The 22,016-nt window shown below is 68.1% G+C and carries 19 protein-coding genes and 1 tRNA gene; 9 read left to right on the plus strand and 11 right to left on the minus strand.

Annotated features, from left to right (window positions below; genetic code table 11):
- Positions 1–154 precede the first annotated feature (154 nt).
- The 6 genes from ACZ7OI_RS17190 to ACZ7OI_RS17215 all read right to left on the minus strand — a co-directional run bounded on the left by ACZ7OI_RS17190 (position 155) and on the right by ACZ7OI_RS17215 (position 6,440).
- Positions 155–868, minus strand: a complete 714-nt coding sequence (locus ACZ7OI_RS17190; RefSeq protein ID WP_116203489.1) for an ABC transporter ATP-binding protein — start codon at positions 866–868, stop codon at positions 155–157.
- The gene (locus ACZ7OI_RS17195; protein WP_470265184.1) at positions 855–1,784 is read right to left on the minus strand and encodes an ABC transporter ATP-binding protein; all 930 of its coding nucleotides are present in this window, start codon (positions 1,782–1,784) and stop codon (positions 855–857) included. Before ACZ7OI_RS17195 ends, ACZ7OI_RS17190 begins: the two co-directional genes overlap by 14 nt.
- Positions 1,781–2,926 (minus strand): branched-chain amino acid ABC transporter permease, encoded by a 1,146-nt coding sequence (locus ACZ7OI_RS17200; protein WP_470265185.1) that lies wholly within the window; start codon positions 2,924–2,926, stop codon positions 1,781–1,783. Before ACZ7OI_RS17200 ends, ACZ7OI_RS17195 begins: the two co-directional genes overlap by 4 nt.
- Positions 2,923–3,936, minus strand: a complete 1,014-nt coding sequence (locus tag ACZ7OI_RS17205) for a branched-chain amino acid ABC transporter permease (protein WP_037818218.1) — start codon at positions 3,934–3,936, stop codon at positions 2,923–2,925. Before ACZ7OI_RS17205 ends, ACZ7OI_RS17200 begins: the two co-directional genes overlap by 4 nt.
- 94 nt (positions 3,937–4,030) lie before the next feature.
- Positions 4,031–5,206 (minus strand): branched-chain amino acid ABC transporter substrate-binding protein, encoded by a 1,176-nt coding sequence (locus ACZ7OI_RS17210; RefSeq protein ID WP_470265969.1) that lies wholly within the window; start codon positions 5,204–5,206, stop codon positions 4,031–4,033.
- Between the two features lie 619 nt (positions 5,207–5,825).
- Positions 5,826–6,440 carry an ANTAR domain-containing response regulator gene (locus ACZ7OI_RS17215; protein WP_009079762.1) on the minus strand — a complete coding sequence of 205 codons (615 nt, stop codon included), beginning with the start codon at positions 6,438–6,440 and terminating at the stop codon, positions 5,826–5,828.
- Between the two features lie 196 nt (positions 6,441–6,636).
- Between ACZ7OI_RS17215 and ACZ7OI_RS17220 the strand changes: the two genes are divergently transcribed.
- Positions 6,637–6,710: transfer RNA gene (locus ACZ7OI_RS17220), tRNA-Leu, on the plus strand.
- Here ACZ7OI_RS17220 and ACZ7OI_RS17225 read toward each other — a convergent pair.
- The 4 genes from ACZ7OI_RS17225 to ACZ7OI_RS17240 all read right to left on the minus strand — a co-directional run bounded on the left by ACZ7OI_RS17225 (position 6,699) and on the right by ACZ7OI_RS17240 (position 9,863).
- Complete coding sequence (locus tag ACZ7OI_RS17225; protein WP_470265186.1) at positions 6,699–7,400, minus strand: hypothetical protein; 702 nt, start codon at positions 7,398–7,400, stop codon at positions 6,699–6,701. The genes ACZ7OI_RS17220 and ACZ7OI_RS17225 overlap by 12 nt on opposite strands.
- A 498-nt stretch (positions 7,401–7,898) precedes the next feature.
- Positions 7,899–8,069, minus strand: coding sequence for a hypothetical protein (locus ACZ7OI_RS17230; RefSeq protein ID WP_470265187.1), 171 nt, complete (start codon positions 8,067–8,069; stop codon positions 7,899–7,901).
- Between the two features lie 581 nt (positions 8,070–8,650).
- Positions 8,651–8,869: a hypothetical protein gene (locus ACZ7OI_RS17235; RefSeq protein WP_470265188.1), complete on the minus strand. Its 219-nt coding sequence runs from the start codon at positions 8,867–8,869 to the stop codon at positions 8,651–8,653.
- A gap of 301 nt (positions 8,870–9,170) precedes the next feature.
- Positions 9,171–9,863: a TetR/AcrR family transcriptional regulator gene (locus tag ACZ7OI_RS17240; RefSeq protein ID WP_470265189.1), complete on the minus strand. Its 693-nt coding sequence runs from the start codon at positions 9,861–9,863 to the stop codon at positions 9,171–9,173.
- Between the two features lie 103 nt (positions 9,864–9,966).
- On the opposite strand from ACZ7OI_RS17240, the gene ACZ7OI_RS17245 reads away from it, so the two are divergent.
- From ACZ7OI_RS17245 to ACZ7OI_RS17275, 7 genes are read left to right on the plus strand one after another with little or no spacing between them, the layout of a single operon-like run.
- Positions 9,967–11,157 (plus strand): lipid-transfer protein, encoded by a 1,191-nt coding sequence (locus ACZ7OI_RS17245; RefSeq protein WP_470265190.1) that lies wholly within the window; start codon positions 9,967–9,969, stop codon positions 11,155–11,157.
- A 37-nt stretch (positions 11,158–11,194) separates the two neighbouring features.
- Positions 11,195–11,626, plus strand: a complete 432-nt coding sequence (locus ACZ7OI_RS17250; RefSeq protein WP_470265191.1) for a type II toxin-antitoxin system Rv0910 family toxin — start codon at positions 11,195–11,197, stop codon at positions 11,624–11,626.
- A complete protein-coding gene (locus tag ACZ7OI_RS17255; protein WP_470265192.1) occupies positions 11,626–12,480 on the plus strand; it encodes a MaoC/PaaZ C-terminal domain-containing protein in 855 nt (284 codons plus the stop codon). The genes ACZ7OI_RS17250 and ACZ7OI_RS17255 overlap by 1 nt, the downstream gene beginning before the upstream one ends.
- A gap of 21 nt (positions 12,481–12,501) precedes the next feature.
- The gene (locus ACZ7OI_RS17260) at positions 12,502–13,380 is read left to right on the plus strand and encodes an SDR family oxidoreductase (RefSeq protein WP_470265193.1); all 879 of its coding nucleotides are present in this window, start codon (positions 12,502–12,504) and stop codon (positions 13,378–13,380) included.
- A 13-nt stretch (positions 13,381–13,393) separates the two neighbouring features.
- Positions 13,394–15,595 carry an acyl-CoA dehydrogenase gene (locus tag ACZ7OI_RS17265; protein ID WP_470265194.1) on the plus strand — a complete coding sequence of 734 codons (2,202 nt, stop codon included), beginning with the start codon at positions 13,394–13,396 and terminating at the stop codon, positions 15,593–15,595.
- A gap of 46 nt (positions 15,596–15,641) precedes the next feature.
- Positions 15,642–16,622 carry an AurF N-oxygenase family protein gene (locus tag ACZ7OI_RS17270; protein ID WP_470265195.1) on the plus strand — a complete coding sequence of 327 codons (981 nt, stop codon included), beginning with the start codon at positions 15,642–15,644 and terminating at the stop codon, positions 16,620–16,622.
- Entirely contained in the window at positions 16,622–18,082 is a 1,461-nt protein-coding gene (locus ACZ7OI_RS17275; RefSeq protein WP_470265196.1) for an FAD-dependent oxidoreductase, read from the plus strand. Before ACZ7OI_RS17270 ends, ACZ7OI_RS17275 begins: the two co-directional genes overlap by 1 nt.
- A 1,480-nt stretch (positions 18,083–19,562) precedes the next feature.
- Here the strand turns inward: ACZ7OI_RS17275 and ACZ7OI_RS17280 are convergent.
- Positions 19,563–20,066 (minus strand): hypothetical protein, encoded by a 504-nt coding sequence (locus ACZ7OI_RS17280; RefSeq protein ID WP_470265197.1) that lies wholly within the window; start codon positions 20,064–20,066, stop codon positions 19,563–19,565.
- Positions 20,067–20,391: 325 nt separating this feature from the next.
- On the opposite strand from ACZ7OI_RS17280, the gene ACZ7OI_RS17285 reads away from it, so the two are divergent.
- Positions 20,392–21,330 (plus strand): helix-turn-helix domain-containing protein, encoded by a 939-nt coding sequence (locus ACZ7OI_RS17285; RefSeq protein ID WP_470265198.1) that lies wholly within the window; start codon positions 20,392–20,394, stop codon positions 21,328–21,330.
- The last annotated feature ends 686 nt before the right edge of the window (positions 21,331–22,016 follow it).

Consider the following 22,016-nt stretch of genomic DNA (forward strand, 5'->3'; position numbering starts at 1 on the left):
AAGCCAAAAATGCGGACGGCGGGTGCTTGTCAAGGCATCTTTCCCGCCTTGACAAGCACCCGCCGTCCGTCATCACAATCAGCTTCGGGGTGCCCCCACCATACGAGGCGCAATGTCGCCGCCAGGCGACGAGCCGAAGCTCACCGCAGCCGAGTCACCCGACCCCGAGATAAGCCTCCTTGATACTGGTGTCAGCCAACAACTCCTGCCCAGTACCAGTCTTGGTGATCTGCCCAGTCTCCAGCACATACGCCCGATGCGCCCGGGACAACGCCTGCTGCGCATTCTGCTCGACCAGCAGCACAGTCGTCCCCTGCCGGTTGATCTCCGTGATAATCCGGAAAATCTGCTGAATGAACTGCGGCGCCAACCCCATCGAAGGCTCGTCGAGCAACAACAACCGAGGTTTGGCCATCAACGCCCGGCCAATAGCCAGCATCTGCTGCTCGCCACCGGACATCGTCCCGCCGACCTGAGTCTTCCGCTCGGCCAGCCGCGGGAACAGCTCAAACACCCGGTCGAAATCCGGCTGCAGATTCTTCCGGTCCTTGCGCGCGTACGCGCCCATGTCCAGGTTCTCCAGCACCGTCATGCCAGGGAAAATCCCCCGACCTTCCGGAGCCTGCGAAATCCCGCGGACCACGCGCAAATCCCCGCGCAGCCGCGAAATGTCCTCGCCGTCGAACCGGATGGCTCCGCCGGAGATCGGCCGGATGCCGGAAATCGCCCGCATCGTGGTCGACTTGCCGGCGCCGTTCGCTCCGATGAGGGTGACGATTTCGCCCTCGTTGACCGTGATCGACAGCCCGGACACGGCCTGGATCCGTCCATAGTGGACGGAAACGTCGGAAAGCTCAAGCAACGTCATCGTCGGGAACTCCCAGGTAAGCGGCGATCACGGCGGGGTTCTCCCGGATCTCGGCAGGCAGCCCGTCGGCGATCTTCTTGCCGAACTCCAGCACCACGATCCGGTCGGTGACGCCCATGACGAGCTTCATGTCGTGTTCGATCAGCAGGACGGTGTAGCCGTCGTCGCGGATCGTCCGGATCAGCCCCATGAGCTCTTCCTTCTCCGCCGGGTTGAACCCGGCGGCAGGCTCGTCGAGGCACAGCAGCTTCGGCTCGGTGGCCAGGGCCCGCGCGATCTCCAGCCGCCGCTGATAGCCGTACGGCAGGTTCTTCGCGCGGTCCGCGGCCCGGTCGGCGATGCCGACGAATTCCAGCAGCGCCATGGCCTTCTCGATCGCCTGCTTCTCCTCGCGGTGGTGCCGAGGGACCCGCAGGAGAGCGCCGAGCAGGCTCGTCTTGTGCCGTGCGTCGGTGCCGACGACCACGTTCTCCAGCGCGGTCATCTCGGAAAACAGCCGGATGTTCTGGAACGTCCTGGCGATGCCGAGCTGGGTGATCCCGTGCCGCGACGTCTTGCCGAGCGGTTTGTCCTCGAGCAGCACCTGCCCCGAGGACGGCCGGTAGACGCCGGTCATCGCGTTGAAGCAGGTGGTCTTGCCCGCGCCGTTCGGCCCGATCAGGCCGAGGATCTCGCCGCGCCGGATCTCGAAGGACACCGAGTCCAGCGCCACCAGGCCGCCGAAGCGGACGGTGACGTCGTCGACCTTGAGCAGCGTCTGCCCGTAGTCGGCCCGGATCTCGCGGTCCGGCGCGACGACCTCGGCGACCTCGGCCTCGTGCTCGGCGAGCTCGTCGGCGGTCATGTTCGCGACCTCGGCCACGAGGCCGCCCTCGGCCGGGACCTCGGGCCCGTTTCCGTTGCCAGGGACCGTCATGCCTTCTCCCCCGCGTTGTCGGACGCCAGCGAACCGTCGCTGCTGACCTGTTCGCCCTTGCCGAGCAGCCGCTGGTACGCCTGCCTGCCGTACGCGAGCAGCCGCTGCCGCGCGCCGAGCAGGCCCTGCGGGCGAAAGATCATCAGGACGATCAGCGCCAGGCCGAAGATCAGGTACTTGTACTCCGCGATCGCCTGGAACCGCAGCGGCACGTAGGCCACCACGATCGCGCCCAGCAGCACGCCGACCTTGTTGCCCGCGCCGCCGAGAATCACCGCGGCGAGGAACAGCATCGACGTCACCACGTCGAACTTCTGGTTGTTCACGAAGCCCAATTGCCCCGCGTACAGCGCGCCGGAGAGGCCGCCGACCGCGGCGCCGCCGACGAACGCCCAGATCTTGAACTTGAACGTCGGCACGCCCATGATCTCGGCCGCGTCCTCGTCGTCGCGGATGGCGACCCACGCGCGGCCGACGCGGCTGCGCTCCAGGTTCCCGACCACGAACAGGATCACGATGATGATCGTGACGCAGAGCCAGTACCACGGGATGCCGTCGGTGTTGTTGAAGAGCGGATTGCCGTCCGCCTTCACGCCCGGCGGATGTCCGACGCCCTGGAAGCCGCGGTTGCCGCGCAGCGGGTCGATGTTGTCGGCCAGCAGCCGCACGATCTCGCCGAAGCCCAGCGTGACGATCGCCAGGTAGTCGCCGCGCAAGCGCAGCGTCGGCGTCCCCAGGATCACCCCGAAGATCATCGTGACCACCATCGCGATCGGCAGCACGACGAGGAACGGCAGCTTCGACAGCGACGAGTCCGGGCTGGTGAACAGCGCCATCACATAGGCGCCGATCGCGAAGAACCCGACGTAGCCCAGGTCGAGCAGACCGGCTTGGCCCACGACGATGTTGAGCCCGATGGCGACCAGCGCGTAGCGGGCCACCTCGAACATCGCGATCGGGAAGTCGTACCCGGGCTGGGTGGTGATCAGCGGCGGGTTCAGCACCGGCAGCAGGTAGACCAGCGCCACCAGCGGGATGAGCACCCCCCACTGCTGGACCCGGGAGAGCCTGTTCCACCAGTCCGAAACGGGACGGCGGCGCGCCTTCGCCGGAGCGGCGGGCGGCGTCGTAGTCGTCGTCATACCCGTGCCTTTCCGAGCGATTCGCCGAGAATGCCGGTCGGGCGGAACATCAGGATCAGCACCAGCAGGGCGAACGCGACGACGTCGCGCCACGCGCCGCCGAACAGCGACTGCCCGTAGTTCTCCACGACGCCGAGCAGCAGGCCGCCCAGCAGCGCGCCGCGCAGGTTGCCGATGCCGCCGAGCACCGCGGCGGTGAACGCCTTGATGCCGAGGATGAAGCCGCCCTGGTACGAGGCGCCCTGCGGGATCTTCATCATGTAGAACAGCGCCGCCGCGCCGGCCAGCAGGCCGCCGATGAGGAACGTGAGCGTGATGACGCGTTCCTTGTTGACGCCCATCAGCGTCGCGGTGTCCGGGTCCTGCGCGACCGCGCGGATGCCGCGGCCGAACTTGGTGCGGTTGACGAACATGTCCGTGCCGACCATCAGCAGGATCGACGCCACCACGGTGATGATGGTGACGATCGTGACGCTGCCGCCGAAGATTGTGAAGACCTCGTCGTTGCGCAGCAGCCGGATGCTGTTCTCCGGGTTGCCGCCGCGCCAGATGAACAGGATCTGCTGCAGCACGAAGGAAGCGCCGATCGCGGTGATCAGGAAGACCAGCCGGGGCGCCTTGCGTTTGCGCAGCGGCCGGTAAGCCACGCGTTCCAGCACGACCGCGGTGCCGCCGGAGACCGCCATCGACGCGATGAGCGCGAGCAGCAGGAAGCCGATCAGCTCGAAGATCGGCAGATCCGGCGTCGCGCCGGGGCGGAAACCCAAGCCGTAGAAGGTGAACCACGTCGCGAAGGCGCCGTAGATGAACACCTCGGAGTGGGCGAAGTTGATGAGTTTGAGCACGCCGTAGACGAGGGTGTAGCCCAGCGCCACGAGCGCGTAAATGCTGCCGTAGGAAAGACCGTCGATCGTGTTGTCCCAGAACTGGTTCAGGAACGAATTCACGTCGAAGGTGATCCAGCTGCCGCCGCCCTGCGCGAGGACGAGCGAACTGAGGTCAGGGGTCATCGACACACTAGTTCTCCATGTGGGTCCGGGGTGCGGGCCCGGGCGGGATCAGCCGCCTGGCCCGCACCCCGGTACTGGAACCGAAAGCGGTGAGCTACTTGATCTCGGTGTTGCGGACGATCTTTCCGTTGTCCACCTTGTAGGTCCACACGGTGGTCGCGGCGAGCTCGCCGTGGTCGTCCCACTTGAAGTGCTTCGTGATGCCCTGGCCGTCGTAGGTCTTCACGTAGTCCAGCAGGCCGGCGCGGTCCTTCTTGCCGGCGTCGATGCCCCGCAGCAGGATCGTCGCGACGTCGTAGGCCTCGGGCGAGTAGGTGCCCGGGTCGACGCCGGTCGCCGCCTTGTAGGCGTCGGTGAACTTGGTGAACTGGTCAGCGGGCACGCAAGGGCAGGTGAAGTACGCGTTGGCCGCGGCGTCGCCGGCGCCCTTCACGAACAGGTCGTCCTTCACGCCGTCCGGGCCGACGAACTTCGCCTTGACGCCGGCGTCGTTCAGCTGCTGCGCGAACGGGGCGGCTTCCTGGTAGTAGCCCGAGTAGAAGATCGCGTCCGGCTTCTCGCCCTTGATCTTGTTGACCACGGCGGAGAAGTCGGTCTGCTTCGTCTTGACCTTGTCCTGGCAGCTCGCCTTGTCGCCGAGCGCCTTGACGGTCGAGGCGGCGAGGCCGGTGCCGTACTCGGAGTCGTCCTCGATGACGCAGACCTTGCTGGCCTTGAGCTCGCCGGTGATGAACTTCGCGGCGGCCGGGCCCTGCGCGTTGTCGTTGCCCAGCGCGCGGAAGAAGGTCTTCCAGCCGTTCTGGGCGAGCGACGGGTTGGTCGCGGACGGGGTCACGGCGACCAGGCCCGCGGAGTTGAAGATGTTGCCCGCGGCCTTCGACTCGCCCGAGAACGGGAGGCCGATGACGCCGACGATGCCCGGGGTGTTGACGATCTGGGTCACGATGCCCGGCGCCTTGTCCGGGGTGCCCTCGGTGTCGAACTGCTCCAGTTTGACCTGGCAGCCCGGGTTCGCCTTGTTGTGCTGGTCGACCGCCAGCTTCGCGCCCTTGAGGATGTTCTGGCCCAGGGCCGCGTTCGCGCCGTTGATCGTGCCGGCGTAGGCGATCGAGGTCGGCGCGCACTGCGCCTTGCCGTCTCCCGCCGGGTCCGCCGCGTTTGCCGCCGCCGACGGGGCCGCGGCCTGCGGCGCGCCGCTGTCGCCACCCGAGTCACCGCCGGTCCGCGCCGAACAGGCGCCAAGGGAGATGACTCCCGCCGCGGCCAGCACGATGACCTTAGTGAGTCGTGCTCTCTGCACTCGTTCCTCCAAATGCCACCCGCCACGCTCCCGTGGAACGGCGGGTCCCTGCGTGGGACTTCGACTGGGCGCTGAACGTAGCCGCCGGGTGAGGTGTTGCACAGAGTCACAGCGAGTCTTGTATCCACATCGTGACGGTCGTCACGAGAATTAACGGACGATTTACACTCGATCGTCTTATTGCAACGACCGAGTGAATGACTCTTCGTGTCCGAGCACCCCTCGAAAGGACCTTGACCAGACGTCTGATCAATGGGGGCAGTCTAGGAACATCCCCTCCGTCACCGTGACCGACACCACGATGCCCCGGCCTCCAAGGTAGCAACCTTGCCCTTTCGCGCAGGGCAGATCAACCCGCACGGGTGGGTACGGCACCGCTGCGGCAGAAGGGTTTTCGCTGGTCAACAGCCAGGTTTCGGCGCGACACGGCAGGCCGAGCCGGATGCGGCGAAACGGACGGGGTCCCGCTGGGCGGGAGCGCACTCCGGGTCCAGCCGGTCACTCTCCGGCGCTGTTTCCGGTCTCGGGTCATGAAAAAGCGGGCGCGACCCCCTGGTCACGCCCGCTTCTCCGGGTTCTTGCCCGTTGCTCAGCCGATGCTTTCCACGACCGCCTCGGCGACGGCCTTCATCGTGGTGCGCCGGTCCATCGCGGTGCGCTGGATCCAGCGGAACGCGTCCGGCTCGGTGAGCCCCTGACGGCTCATCAGCAGGCCCTTCGCCCGGTCGATGACCTTGCGGGTCTCGAGCCGGTCGGTGAGCCCGGCGACCTCGGCCTCGAGGGCCTGCAGCTCGGAGAACCGGCTGACGGCCAGCTCGATGGCGGGCACGAGGTCGCGTTTGGCGAACGGTTTGACCAGATACGCCATGGTGCCCGCGTCGCGGGCCCGTTCGACGAGGTCGCGCTGGCTGAACGCGGTGAGAATGACGACCGGCGCGATCCGGTCGCCGGTGATCCGCGCGGCCGCCTCGATGCCGTCGAGCTTCGGCATCTTGACGTCGAGGATCACGAGGTCCGGCTTGAGGTCGGTGGCCAGCGCGATGGCCTCCTCGCCGTCGCCGGCCTCGCCGACGACCTCGTAGCCCTCTTCGCGCAGCATTTCCACCAGGTCGAGCCGGATGAGCGCCTCGTCTTCCGCGACGAGCACCCGTCGCTGCGGCACGCCGGCGGCGGCGCCGTTCGACTCGGCAGCCTGTTCGGTCACCGGTGTCCTCCTGAAGGCTCGGCGGGACGTCTTCGACACGCGGTCACCCGCGAGAGCCCAGCGTACCGGGACCGATCCAGATCCCACGATGGCGTTCACCACGAAGTGGCGGGAGACACCCAGCCCCGGCCCCAAGTCGATCACCGGACCCGGTCGAGGGAGACAGGGGCGGGTCCCGTAGAGTTTCCGGCACTGCGCCCCCGTAGCCCAACTGGCAGAGGCAACGGATTCAAAACCCGTCCAGTGTGAGTTCGAATCTCACCGGGGGCACGCGGGATCTACACAAGCGAGCGCGCTCGGTTGAGCGGCTTGTGTGTCGCACATCTGGTCCGTGATCCTCTCCGCCACCTCGGCCACGTCCGGGACGTCCCAGGCGGGCAGCGTGATGGCTATCTCGACATGATCGTCGTCCAGCAATCGCACTTCGAGCCGAAGCACTTCGAAGAGTCTCCTCGGCAGTTCCGACGGTGCGGCGGCCAGTTTCAGGGCAAGCAGGGCAAGGCATCGAGCAAGGCTGCTTCGTCCGGGCCGGGCAGCTCCGGCTGGCTCGCGGCCTCGATGTCCAGGGCCTCGACCTGCTTTCTTCTCCGCCTCCAAGCCGTTGTACGTGCCCCGCAGACCGCGGGTGAACGGATCCGCCGGGTCCCCGCTTTGGGCTTGCAGGAGAACCGACTGCTGGCGCTTCTCGACGTCAGCGATCGCGCGTTCCAGCAAGGCGCGTTTCCGCAACCGCTCTTCCGTAGCCACTTTGTCCGTCGACGAGGCCTCGCCGAGCAACAGCCGTATCCGCTCCTGCCCGAACACCCGATCGGTCAGGAACTGGGCGACCACCTCGGCTACCGCATCCTCTCGGACGTAGACCGTCTTGCGGTGCCCCGCGTACTTGTCGGCTCTCCCCCGGTTGTTGTTCAGCGGGTGGCAGACGTAGTAGGCAAACCGCGGCCGCTGCGCCCCGAACATGCGACGACCGCAACTGCAGAAGATCAGGCTTCGGAACAGGCCCGTCCGCTTCGCCTCCGGGGGGCTGTTGAGCTCGAGGCCGTTCCGCCTTCCCCTGCCGATCTTCCGGCCGGCGTTCATCTGGTCGTACATCCACTTCGGAATCAGCGGTTCGTGCGCTGGCTCGACCGACCAAACCCACTTCTCCGGAGCGTTGACCTACCCGTGTGCCGACCTCGACGCCCGTCGGCGACGGTCGACTTGCCCCAGGCCCCACGCGCGCGAAGCATCCCCGGCGGCTGAGGAGGCGGGTACTTCGTCAGATCGGCGTTGAGCCGGTCGAGCAGAATCCGTCGCGCCCGACTGACCCGGAGGCTTCTGACCGCGGCGTGCCCTCAAGAACGCATTTCCGAGGCTCCTGTCAGCCCGTCACGGCACCAGATGCGCATTCGTCGCGAGCGGCATCCGATCGCCGGACGAGTTCTGTTCCGTTTCCGAGCCAGACGGGCAGCGCTGCTACTACTGCCCAGTTCCGGCTTTGCTGTCCGGATCGGCCAAGTCGGCGATTCTGTTGAGGGCTTCCGACACCGCGAGAGTCGCGCGCACCTGGGCTTCGGCGTTCTTGTTTCCTTCGATGGCCTCGACAGCCGCTTCAGCATGTCGCGCCGATTCATTCTGAGCGTCGTTCACATCCATCCTCCTTTTCAGGAGCCGTCGGACTTGTCACTAGGTTTCCCTTGCTCGCGACTGCGAAGCGCCCTTCCGATGTTTTCCTTCCAACGTGGTTCCGCGTCATCCACGTGGCCGCGCTCTGGCAGCCGCTCTGCGACACCGCGTCAGTGTCGCTCACACCTTCGCGGTGTCATCCTGTCCCTGGCGAAGACCGCATGCGGGCGAAGCGAAGTACGGCGACAGACTCCTAGCGCGCGTTTCTTCCCGATCGGCGAAGACGCGCCCGGCGAAGCCGCTCCTGCAAGCTGATTGAGGGCCGCACTCGGACTCGCGAAGACATCGCACTTTCAACACCGCTGCGCCTTCAGCACTTCACCTGCCCCGAACTCCGAACACAGCAGCAGGACCGACAAACTTGAATTCTGCTCAATCGACAGGACGTCGCGGGCAGTCGACTGCCCGCTGCACCGACAGCGACAGCGAACTTCTCGGCACCATCCCGCCCTGCGAGCCGCCCCAGACCTCTTTCGCCAGCCACCCGGAGCCTGGAGTTGCCACGGAAGGGGCAGCGCCGACCACAGGAATTCGAACCGGCGGCATCAATCCGCCCTTCCGGAATCGACCACGCCGGTGAGATCCCGTTCTTCACCGTTGCGCGGTTCGTCCTGGGACTCGCGCCGAGCTGCCGACCAAGCCAAGATGCGGCGGTAGCCGAGGACCTCGCCCTCCAGAACATGGCCTTCCGGCACCTTGTCGTCCACCGGCTCGATGACATGCCAGCTCACCTCCGGGTGCCCGACGAGCACGTCAGCCGGCATTGGCAGCTCAGTCCCCCAAGGGTGACCGACTGGTCGGGAAGACGAATCCACGCTCCGGGGTTTTCGACAGGAAAGACCCCCGGCCGGATGGACCGGTCCTATTCGACGACCCGCCCTTCCCGCAGCATGCGCAGCTGACGTATTCGTACTCGTTCCGGCAGCGTCAGCGCGCTGGGGAACATCGGCCAAGCCGTGGACGAGCTTCGCAGGGTGCACGCCGACCCCGTGCGCAGTCCAGACTCCGCGGGGCGCCTTCGACGCGCAGCCGCTGCGCGGTCTCCGCCGGTGTCCCCGGTCGGCCTCAGCCGCCGAGCAGGTCCGCCACCGGACGCTCGGGATCGATCTCGACGCCGAGGACCCGGAGGTTGCCGTCGAGGACCGCCCAGACCGACCGCGCGAGGAACTCGGCTAGCTGGGCGGCCGTGAAGACCCGGGGCTGCTCGGTCAGCCACCGGTTGACGCTGGCGTCGACGAATCCGACCAGCCCGGCGGCGATCGGCTTCGCCAGGTCGGGGTCGTTGCCGAGACCGACCAGCCCGGCCGCGAACAGCTCACCCGCCCGTCCGGCGATCGCGGCCTTGGTGCCGGCGACCGCCCGGGAAGACCCGGCCGCGGTCCGGGTGTGCGCGAGCAGGAACGCGTGCAGGTGCTGATGTGCCTCGACCCAGCCGAGGTAGGTGCCGACCGCGCGCCGGATCGCCGCCATGACCGTGCCGTCCGGCTGCAGCGTGGGCGCGAGTTCGGCCATCAACGACTCGACGATGCGCCGGCAGATCTGCTCGTCGAGGTCCGCCCGGTCCTTGAAGTGCCGGTACACCACCGGCCGGGGCAGCCGGGCCCGCTCGGCGATCGCCTTGACGCCCACGTCCGGGCCGTGTTCCTCGATCGCGGCCACCGCGGCGTCGAGCACGTCGCCCTGGCGGCGCATCTTGTGCGCGTCCCAGCGGGTCGACCGGCCGTCGGCTTCGGAATCGGGGGTGGCGGCTTCGAGCATCGGTTCAGCATACGTCCCGGCCACTTTTCCGAGACACCTTGTCACAGTCATCTGAATGAGACATGCTGTCACAGCAAGACGGTCGGACCGGCGAGGAGGTCGTGTGAACGCCAGGACGTACGTGATCGGCGTAGGGATGACGAAGTTCGAGAAGCCGGGCCGCCGCGAATGGGACTACCCGGACATGGCACGCGAAGCGGGGACCAACGCCCTCGCAGACGCGGGCATCCGCTACGAGCTGGTGGAGCAGGCTTACGTCGGCTACGTCTACGGCGAATCGACCTCCGGTCAGCGGGCGGTCTACGAACTGGGGTTGACCGGCATCCCGGTGGTCAACGTGAACAACAACTGCTCGACCGGGTCCACCGCGCTCTTCCTCGCCACCCAAGCGGTGCGCAGCGGCGCCGTCGGCTGCGCGCTGGCGCTGGGCTTCGAGAAGATGCAACCGGGCTCGCTGGGCGCGACCTACGAGGACCGCGAGCAGCCGATGATGAAGCACCTGCTCGCGCTCGCCGAACTGCAGGAGTTCGCGATGCCGCCCGCGCCGTACATGTTCGGCGCCGCCGGGCGCGAGCACATGCAGCGCTACGGCACCACGGCCGAGCAGTTCGCGAAGATCGCGGTGAAGAACCATCAGCATTCGGTGAACAACCCGTACGCGCAGTTCCGCGACGAGTACACGCTCGAAGAAATCCTTGCCGCGAACCAGGTTTACGACCCCCTGACCAAACTGCAGTGCTCCCCGACCTCCGACGGATCGGGCGCGGCGGTGATCGCGAGCGAGGCGTTCGTCGAGCGCCACGGCCTGGCCGGGCAGGCGGTGGAGATCGTCGGCCAGGCGATGGTGACCGACCTGCCGAGCACCTTCGAAGACCGCAGCGCAATCAGCCTCGTCGGAGCGGAGATGACGCGCACCGCCGCCCGGCAGGTCTACGAGCAGGCCGGCCTGGCTCCGTCCGATGTGGACGTCATCGAACTGCACGACTGCTTCTCCACCAACGAACTGCTGACCTACGAAGCGCTCGGCCTGTGCGGGGAAGGTGAGGGCGGCAAACTGGTCGACGCCGGCGAAACGACCTACGGCGGGCGGTGGGTGGTCAACCCCTCCGGCGGCTTGATCTCCAAAGGCCATCCGCTCGGCGCGACCGGGCTGGCCCAGTGCGCCGAGCTGACCTGGCAGCTGCGCGGCACCGCCGAGCTCCGGCAGGTCGAGGGCGCGACGGTCGCCCTGCAGCACAACATCGGGCTCGGCGGCGCCGCGGTGGTCACCGCCTATCGGACCGCCCAGCGCTGAACCCGCATATTCGCTTCAATCGCAAGGAGAAAATGACATGACGACCGTCAACGTCGCCGGCCAGTTGCCGACCACGCCGGAGAAGGCCTGGGCCACTGTGTCGGACCTGCACCGGTTCGAGGAATGGCTGAGCATCCACCAGAAGTGGAGCGGGGAACCGCCTGCCTCGATCGGGCTCGGGACCAAGATCACCGAGGTCGTCTCCGTGATGGGGATGGCGAATAAAATCGAGTGGAACGTGGACGAGTACGACGAACCGCGTTCGCTCAAGATCAGCGGCACCGGGATGGCCGGCGTCAAGGTCTCCTTCACCCTGTCGGTCAAGCCGGCGGACGCGGGCAGCGTCGTCGAAATCGACGCCGAATTCTCCGGTCAGATGATCGTCGGCCCGATCGGCCTCGCGATCGGCAAGAACACCAAGGGCGAACTGGAGAAGTCCGTCGCCAAGCTGGCCGAATTGGTGGCCTGATGGCGGGATCGGCGACCGCCGGGTTCGACCAGGCCGGGCTCGGCGTCTGGAGCGAGCCGGAAACGTTCGAGGTGACCGCGGAGCGGATCGCCGCGTACGCCGAGGCGACCAACGACCCGATCCGGCGCCACCGCGACGGCGAGGTGGCCCCTCCGGTGTTCGCGATCGTGCCGGTGTTCAACTCGCTCGTGCCGGCCGCGTTGTCGGTCGCGCCGGTCGAGCTGTTGCCGAAGCTGGTCCACGGCGAGCAGGATTTCCTGTTCCACCGCCCGATCCGGCCCGGCGACGTGCTCACGTCACGGGCGAAACCGGTCGGCTTTCACGGAAAACCGAACGGCACCACGGTGCTGATCCGGACCGAAACCGCCGGCGCGGACGGCGATCCGGTGAACGAGCAGTGGATGACCGCGTTCTTCCGCAAGGCCGACGCCGGGGCTTCGGTCGGCGAAACCGCACCGCCGCACAGCTTCGACGAATCGCTGCGCGCCTCCGCCCCGGCTGCCGAGGTCGGCGCGCACGTCGACCAGGACCAGACCTTCCGGTATTCCCCGGCCTCCGGCGATCCGATGCCGATCCACCTCGACGACGAGCTGGCGCGGCTGTCCGGGCTGCCGGGAATCATCGCGCACGGCCTGTGCACCATGGCGTTCACCTCGTGGGCCGTACTGACCGAATGCGCCGGGTCCGAAGTGGACCGGCTGCGCCGGCTGGCGGTCCGGTTCGCCAAGCCGGTCCTGCCGGGGCAGGACCTCACCACCCGGATCTGGCGCACCGGGAACGGAACCTTCGCCTACGAGACCGCCGCGGCCGGCGAGGTGGTCGTCAAGGACGGGCTGGCCGAGATCGCCGGCTGATCGACCTCAGGGAGCAGCATCATGGGAGAACTGGACGGGCGGGTCGCGATCGTCACCGGCGCGGGCCGCGGCATCGGGCGCGAGCATGCGCTGCTGTTCGCGGCCGAGGGCGCGAAGGTCGTGGTGAACGATCTCGGCGGAGCGAACGACGGCAGCGGCAGCGACGCCGGACCAGCGCAGGAAGTGGTCGCGGAGATCGCCGCCGCGGGCGGGACCGCAGTCGCCAACACCGACAACGTGGCCGACTGGGACGGGGCGAAGGCGCTCGTCGACCAGGCAGTGGCGGAGTTCGGCCGCCTCGACGTCCTGGTCAACAACGCCGGGATCCTGCGCGACGCGTTCATCGCCGGGATGGACGAGGCGCAGTGGGATTCGGTCATCGCGGTCCACCTCAAGGGGCATTTCGCTCCGCTCCGGCACGCCGCCGAATACTGGAAAACACAGTCGAAAGCGGGCCAGGAGGTCGCCGCGTCGGTGATCAACACCGCGTCCGCGTCCGGGACCTTCATGCCCAATGCCGGGCAGGCCAACTACGGCGCGGCCAAGGCGGGCATCGCCGCGCTCACCCTGGTCGCGGCTCAGGAACTGGAGCGCTATGGCGTGCGGGTCAACGCGATCGCGCCGATCGCGCGCACCCGGCTGACCCTGGCTACGCCGGGAATGGGCGCGATGTTCGCCGCCGAGGTGCCCGAGGGCGAGTTCGACGCCTTTTCCCCGGCCAATATTTCGCCGTTGGCGGCGTACCTCGGCGCGGAGAAATGCCCGTTCACCGGGAAGGTGTTCGCGGTCCAGGGCGGGGCGATCTTCGAACTGGCCGGCTGGCAGGGCGGGCGGACGATCGAGACCGACGGCCCGTGGACGATCGGCGATCTCGACCGGCGACTGGCCGGCTGGGCCTGAACAGGAGCACGACATGAACGCTCGAGGTTACGAACTCGGCTTGGGGCTGAGCGAAGAACACGCCGCGCTCGCGGACGCGGCGCGGGGTTTCGCCGAACGGCACCTCGGCGTCGACGTGCTCCGTGCCGCGGTGGATGCCAAAGTGGAAGCCCTGCCCGGCTTCTGGCCGCGCCAGGCGGCGCAGGGCCTGCTCGGGCTGCACGTCCCGGAGGAACACGGCGGACAGGGCGGCGGGCTGCTGGAACTGGCGGTCGCACTGGAAGCCCTGGGCCGCGCCGCGCAGCCAGGGCCGTTGCTGCCGACCGCGCTGGCCGCGGCGCTGCTCGTCGCCGCGGACACGAAGATCGGCGCCGAATTGCTGCCCCGGCTGGTCGACGGCTCGGTGACCGGGGCGGTCGGCCTCGCCGAACCGTTGCGGGGCACTGAAACCGATGACGGACTGAGGGTGTCGGGGACGACGGTCGGCGTGCTCGGCGGCATGGTCGCCGAGGTCTTGCTGCTGCCGGTCCGCATCGGCGACCAGGTTCGCTGGGCGGTGCTGGACCGCGACGACGTCACGGTCCGCGAGCAGGAAAGCATCGACGTCATCCGGCGCGCCGCACTGGTCGAGGTCGCCGAGCGCGCCGTCCCCGCCGAGCGGGTGCTGGACCGGCTCGCCGAGCAGCGGGTCCGCTCGATCGCGGCCGTGCTGTTCGGCGCCGAGGCAGTCGGCGTCGCGTCGTGGTGCACCTCGACCGCGGCCGAGTACGCGCGGGTACGCGTCCAGTTCGACCGCCCGATCGGGCAGTTCCAAGGCGTGAAGCACAAATGCGCGGCGATGGGCGTCGAACTGGAGCGGGCTCGCGCCACGGTGTGGGACGCCGCTCGTGCGCTGGACGCCGGTGACGACACCGCGGAGTTCGCCGCCGCCGTCGCCGCGGTCGTCGCCCCGGACGCGGCGGTGAACTGCGGCGCGGACTGCATCCAGGTGCTCGGCGGCATCGGCTTCACCTGGGAACACGAAGCGCACCTGTACTACCGCCGTGCGCTGTCGCTGCGCGGCCTGCTCGGCCGAAGTACACAGTGGACGGACAGGGTCGCCCGACATGCCCTGGACGGAGTGTCCCGGCGGACCGCGCTCGAACTTCCGCGGGACGCCGAAACGATCCGTGCCGCAGTGCGCGCCGACCTGGCCGAGATCGCGGCCCTCGGCGCGGAAGAACAACTGGTCGCCCTCGGCGACGGCGGCTGGGTGCAGCCCCACCTGCCCCGGCCCTACGGCCGCGGCGCCGGGCCGTTGGAGCAGGTGGTGATCGGCGAAGAGGTCAAACGCGCCGGGATCCAGCTCCCCGAGCTGCTGATGGGCGGCTGGGCGGTGCCCCCGATCGTCGCCTACGGCACCGAAGAGCAGAAGCAGCGGGTGGTCGTGCCGACGTTGCGCGGGGAAGTGGTCTGGTGCCAGCTGTTCTCCGAACCGGGTGCGGGCTCCGATCTGGCCGCGCTCTCCACCAAGGCCGAACGCACCGAGGGCGGCTGGCGGATCAACGGCCAGAAGATCTGGACCACGGTCGCCCAGTTCGCGCAGTGGGGGATGCTGATCGCCCGCACCGACCCGGACGCCCCGAAACACCGCGGCATCACCTACTTCATCCTGGACATGTCCGCCCCGGGCATCACCGTCCGCCCGCTGCGCGAGGCCACCGGCTCGGCGCTGTTCAACGAGGTCTTCTTCGACGACGTGTTCGTCCCGGACGACTGCGTCGTCGGCGCGGTGAACGACGGCTGGACCGTCGCCCGCGCGACGCTGTCCAGCGAACGGGTAGCGCTGGGCCGCGGCAACCCGTCCTATCCGACGCTCGCCGATCTGCTCGCGTTCGCGTCCGGGCGCGACCTCGATCCGCTGGCCGTCAACCGGATCGGCCGGTTCGTCTGCGAGGACCAGGTGCTCGACCTGCTCGGCGCGCGCACGGTGCTCCGGCAGCTGTCCGGGGCGGACGTCAGCACCACTTCGAGCGTCGCCAAGCTCCTCAGCATGCGCTTCGGACAGCAGATCGCGGAATTCTGCCTGGCCGAACTGGGCGTCGCCGGCGCGGTGTCGGTCAAGGGCGAGCCCAGCGACAAGTGGATGGACCAGGTGCTCGCCTGCCGGGCCATGACCATCTACGGCGGCACCACGGAAATCCAGCTCAACGTCATCGGAGAACGCATGCTCGGCCTGCCCCGCGACGCCGGCTGAAGCTCGACGCCCGATTTCCCCGCACTACGCCGACGAGGAGGCGCCCATGACCCGCGCGACATTCGACCAGGAATACCGCGACCTGCTGCAGACCTTGTCCGAGGGCTCGGTGCGCCGGCGGTTCGACCCGTACCTGGACATCGACTGGGACTCGCCGGAGTTCGCGATCGACCCGGACGACCCCCGCTGGGTGCTCTCGCCCGAGATCGACCCGCTCGGCGCGACCCGGTGGTACCAGCAGCAGCCGCTGGCCCGCCGGATCGAGATCGGGAGATGGCGCCAAGCCAACGCGATCAAGGTCGGCGCGGCGTTCGAGAGCATCCTGATCCGCGGCATGATGCAGTACATCTTCAAGCTGCCCAACCAGTCGCCCGAATTCCGCTACTGCCTCCACGAGATGACCGAGGAGTGCAATCACATCCAGATGTTCCAGGAGCTGGTCAACCGGATCGGCGCGGACGTTCCGGGGATGCGGCCGCTGTTCCGCGCGCTGTCGCCGCTGATCGGGGTCGCCGGCGGCTACGCGCACGTGATCCTGTTCATCGGCATCCTCGGCGGCGAAGAGCCCATCGACCACTACCAGAAAGCCCTCATCCGGCAAGGCGGCGACATCCCGCCCGCGATGCTGCGCACGATGGAGATCCACATCGCCGAGGAAGCCCGCCACATCTCGTTCGCGGGCGACTTCCTGCGCGTGCACCTCGGGCGCATGAGCCGGGCGGGCCGGGCGGTGTGCGGGCTCGCCTTCCCGCTGGCGATGCGCTGGCTGGCCGGCGAGATCATGGCACCGTCGAAATCCTTCGGCAGGCAGTTCGGCATTCCCCGGACCGTGCTCAAGGAAGCGTTCTGGCGCAGCGAGCACTCCCGCCGGATCCTGAGCGGCTACTTCGGCGACATGCGCAAGCTCGCGACCGACCTGGGGCTGATGAACGCCGTGACCCGTTGGCTGTGGAAACGCTGCCACATCGACGGAGCCCCGTCCCGGTACCGGGGCGAACCGGACCGCGAAGCCCGGCCGGTGCTCTGATGCCGCACGTCGTCACGCAATCCTGCTGCAGCGACGCGTCCTGCGTCGTGGTGTGCCCGGTCAACTGCATCCACCCGACGCCCGACGAGCCGGATTTCGCCACCGCCGAAATGCTCTACATCGACCCGGTCGCCTGCGTGGACTGCGGCGCCTGCGTGCCGGCCTGCCCGGTGGACGCGATCAAACCGCACACTCGGCTCGGCGACGGCGAGCAGGAGTTCCAGTCGGTCAACGCCGATTTCTACCAGACCTCGCGCGAGCGGCCGCTGCTCGCGCCGGTGCCGCAGCCGTTGCGGGTGCGAGAGCGCCCGGAGCCGCTGCGGGTGGCGATCGTCGGGTCCGGCCCGGCGGCGATGTACGCGGCCGACGAGATCCTCACCGTCCCCGGCGCCAGGGTGACCATGTTCGAGCGGCTCGCGCAGCCCTACGGCCTGGCCCGCTACGGCGTCGCCCCCGACCACCGGCGGACCCGCCGGATCAGCGACCAGTTCGACCGCATCCTCGCCCAGGACCGGCTTGCCCTGGTGCTCGACGTCGGGATCGGCGCCGATCTCGCTCACGCCGACCTGCTGAAGCACCACCATGCGGTCGTCTACGCTGTCGGCGCGGCTACCGACCGGCGCCTGGACCTTCCCGGCACGGACCTGCCGGGAGCGGCATCCGCCACCGAGTTCGTCGCCTGGTACAACGGCCACCCCGAGTTCGCCGACCGCACCTTCGATCTCTCCTGCGAACAGGCCGTCGTGATCGGCAACGGCAACGTCGCCCTCGACGTAGCCCGCATCCTCACCGTCGACCCCGGCGCCCTCGCCGACACCGACCTCGCCCCGGCCGCCCGCGACGCCTTGCGGCACAGCCGGATCGGCGAAGTCTCCGTCGTCGCCCGCCGCGGCCCCGCGCAATCGGCATTCACCCTGCCCGAATTGCTCGGGCTGCGCAGCACCCCCGGCGTCGACGTGCTCGTCCGGCCCGACGAACTGGAACCTGCCAGCGACCGCAAGCTCCAGCTGCTGCACACCCTCGACCGGCCCGCGACCCAGGCCCGCCGGATTCACCTGCGCTACCGGCTCTCCCCCACCCGGATCATCGGCGAAAACCAGGTCGAAGGCGTTGAGTTCGAACGCACCGAACTGGTCGTCGCGGCCGACGGCAGCACCCGGAGCAAACCGACCGGAGAACTCGAGACGGTCGCCGCCGGGCTGGTCCTCACCGCCGTCGGCTACCGCGGCCGGCCGGTCCCGGACCTGCCGTTCGACCAGGCTTCCGGGACCGTCCCGAACACCGCCGGCCGCGTCGTAGAGCCGTCGAGCGGCGAACCGCTGCCCGCGACCTACGTCGCCGGCTGGATCAAACGCGGCCCGACCGGATTCCTCGGCACCAACAAAGCCTGCGCCCGCGAAACGGTGCTGGCTCTGGTCGACGACTACAACTCGGGCCGGCTAGCTCTCGGGAACGGATGACCGCCAGCGACTCGACGACGCCGGCGGCACCGAACCGGGCCACGGCGCAGCGTGGTCGAACTGCGCGGCGAGCGACGGCAGGCGCGCTTCCTGCCCGAGGTCGGCGGCGAACTGGACGCCCACCGCCGACCCGTCGTCGTCCGGGGCAAACCGCGCGCCTCGACCATCTGCAACTGTTCGAGGCCTGACCAGTCCGGTGAGCGTGTCCGTCGCCTCAGGTGCGACGACTGGCTGCGAAAACCCGGCGGACACGGGACTGGCAGGGACGCCGAATCGGCTCGATCGCGCTGGCTGCCGCCGACCTGTCGATGTCGATCGTTCTCCGTCCGGCCCACGGGCTAGCTGCGCTCAGACAACGTCGCGGCCGGCAAGACATCCCTCGACCGCAACCGCCCGCGGGTAGCGAAGATGCATCGCAATCGGGCGGCATCGACGGCGAAGGCAAGCGGCGACGACTGCGCGTCCGAACCGCTGATTCCTCCGGATGACGACCGACACGATCCACCGTCACTGCCGTCATGCCGACTCACCCCTGCGCGACCAGCGGCAGCTCACAATCCCGACCACCGCAGAAACCCGCAGCTCAAAGGCCATTTTTCCCGATGTAGACGTCGTCCGAACCGCCCGGGGGGCACCCGGAATCTTCCCGTTTTCGCAGGCAGCAACTTTCTGACGGCTCGCGTCTCCGCTCTGGACAGCGTTTCCGCAGGTCAAACTGTGTGGGTTCGAATCCCCAGGGACTCTCGAGCGGCCGCTCGACGAGACCTGATTCGCGACGCTCCCACCTGTGCTTGCGCATCCCCCAGGCAGGCATTCCTTGCCGTGCCCAGGTACTCGGCCGCATCTCCTCGCCCAAGGTGGGCCCGCCTGCCAGGCGATCGCGAGAGAAGGATGACGTGCGTACGCCGCGCTCTCGGACGGCGGGTCAGCTGCCAAGCTCGACCGTGCCGACGCGGCCTACCGGCAGTGGCGGCGTTCGTCCTCGGTTGAGAAGCGGGCGGCGTTGCTCGGCGCCGTGCAACAACACCACATAGCGAATTCTCCCCACAGGAAACGAAAACGCCCGCCTACCATCAACTCAGGAACCAGACCGCGCCAACTGAACACCAGAGCAACGGCAACGCCAGCGAAGAACTACGTTGAACCCATATCCCACGCTGGCCAGCACAAGCGAATGAAAATCCAGTCACCCCCAGATAAACTCCCAGGCTAAGAAGCGTTCCCCCGCGTGAGCGGGAGTGGTCCGCTGAGGCTCCCGCTCGACAGCTGATCGGAGACATCTTCCCCGCGTTCCCCGGCGCGCAAGGGTGTTGCGGTGATCCGGCACGTCTGTCGGCGAACAGACCGCGGTCGACCGGAGGAGCCGATGCGGGACTCGGCCCCGGCTGTCCGGAAAGACCGCCGAGGCCGAGTCCGCGGGCGAAAGCACTCAAGATCACGGAACACTCGACTTGATCACCGCCGCGTCAGGACGGCTGCCTTAGGAGAGATCGCACGCGCGGGGCAATCCGTCCAGCCACGCCTGGTCGACAATGCGGATCTTCGGCCAGGCGAAGTGATACTGGTCGAAAGCGGCCGGACTGGTGATCCACCTCTTGACGCCGTTGCTGATCAAAAAGGTCGCGTCCGTGCTGGGGCCTTTCGCCAGTGCGGCGCCGTCGGACACATCATAGCCGCGCGGAATGCTGTTCAGATCGGTTGTCACTATGCCGTTCCAGTCGACGAAAAGGTTTTCGTAGGTGGCCGGGTTCGGGATCAATCTGCGTGAACCGCATAAGACCAGATACACATCCGGATTGTCCGCCGCTTTGACTCGGGATCCGTCCCATCCCGTGTAGTTGCCGGCAGGTTGCGCCGCATGTCTTTCAGGTGAAGGGAGTGCCGGCGAAGCGGCGGCTTGCGCAGGCGCGGCAGCCAGGCCGATCGCGCCCGTCAACGCGATCGCGAGCAGGCCGAAACGAGTTCGCCGAATAAATGTGGACATATTTCTCCTCGGGGATGCCTCCGGGCCGGATAGCCGCACGCGGAGCACCCGTGGGCGCTCGGCGAAGGGCTGCCTTGGACGTTAACGCCGAATCGGCTGTCGGCCTTGTAAAAATGCGAATCAACGTCGCCCTCGCGGTGGGCAGGCAGCAGAGACCTCCACTGTGGTGTGGCACTGGACGCCCAGGGCGCCGAGCGGGCAGGAATTGGCCGGTCCGGCCTTTGTCCTGGCCAAAAGGAGATCATCGTGGGATTCTCGGGAACGAACTCGCCAGCCTGCCGCACTGCGCCGGTTGTCGAGCTTTCGATGCCAGGGGAGGGTGTCGATGCGAAACTGGCGAACCATCATGGCCGCTTACCAAACGCAGGTCGAGCCTCGCGAGGTGGTGAGGGGAACTCCGCACGCGGCCTTGCGCGATACGGTCGCCGGATATGCCGGGTACCGAAGTTTCACCCCGCGACCAACGGCGCGACAGTTGTTCCCGCGCGGGTTCGTGGTGGTGCTGTTCGACTTCGAGTCGCCGCTTCGCTGGACGCTCGACGGGAAACCCTTGCCGCGCAGCTTGGCTGTCCCAGTGCTCGGCCTGCACGACCGGGTCGTGCGGTTCGCCCAGGCGGGACCGCACAGCGGCATCGCGGTGGTGCTGCCCCCGAGAGCCGCGTTCACCCTGTTGGACGTCAAGATGACCGAACTCGCGAACATGCGGGCCGACCTCGTCGACCTGTTCGGCCCCGCGGCACGCGACGTCGTCGAGCGGCTCGCGGAGACGGCGGACTGGCAGTCCCGGTTCGCCATCCTGGACCAGTTCCTGCTCGGTGCGCTCCAGATCCAGCGCGGCGATGCGATGACGGACGCCGCCTGGCACCGCCTGCGGCGGGCTCACGGCGCGATTCCCATCGCCGCCCTGGCCGACGAACTCGGAATCAGCACCCGCACCCTGGAACTGCGCTTCCGGACACAGATCGGGGTGTCCCCGAAGAACGCCGCGCGGATCCTGCGTTTCCAGCACGCCGTGCGCCTGCTCGAACAGGATCGCCAGGGCGGGATGACATCGATCGCACACGAATGCGGATACACCGACCACGCGCACTTCGCGAAAGAGGTCCGCACGATGGCCGGATGCACGCCCACCCAGTTGCGCGGCACTGTCCGGCCGCCCGGATCGGCGGCGGTTCGAGATGGCCGGCGCGATGCGCGAGATCGAGGGGATCCGGGCCGAGTCGGCGGTGCGCCCGGTTCCGGTCCTCGTCGGGATTCTGACTGACGCTTTTCCCGGGCGGCCGGTTCGCCTTGCCGCGCTGGACGGGGTTGGCCTGGCGGGTGCGTTGCACCGCGGCGAGACCGGTGGCGCGGATCTCCGCTTGCGACACAGCCGTACCGGTAGGCTCCGCCGCGGCGGCCACCTGGTCGATCCGCCGATCACACGCGGCATTCCCGATTACCGACCCGCACTGCAGCGGCGCACGAAACCGTTTACGTGAAAGACCGAGCGTGCAAGCCGCCGATCCACGCCGCAGCGCGACCCGCACCCAGAACACGTATCCACCAGGACGACATCGTGTCGCGGGCAGACGGCGGCGACACCAGCTTCCACCACGCCAGCCAAACCCACCCGAATCCGCGAGGCACAACGGACACGCTCGGCTGCCATGAAAATCTGCCCACGCGTCACGACCCGGGCCAGCCAGCCGATAAAGTCCAGCTGCCAGCGAGTCCCGGCGATCGCGAGATCGGTCCATCCGCACAGATGCGGCCGCAGCGGAACCCTGGACCCGGTGCCTCAGTCGGACGCAGTCGTCGCCACGCGGGGCGTCGTGGGTCTAAGCCGTGCCCCTGGCACCACGCCGCCCAGGTGGCAGCAATCGCATGTTTTCGGTGACAGGTATGTGCAACTGAGCGCTTTGGTTGGCCAGCGTGACGCTGCCTCCCCTGGAGAACGGCCGGACGCGT

The organism is Amycolatopsis sp. NPDC114503 (genome assembly GCF_055633655.1).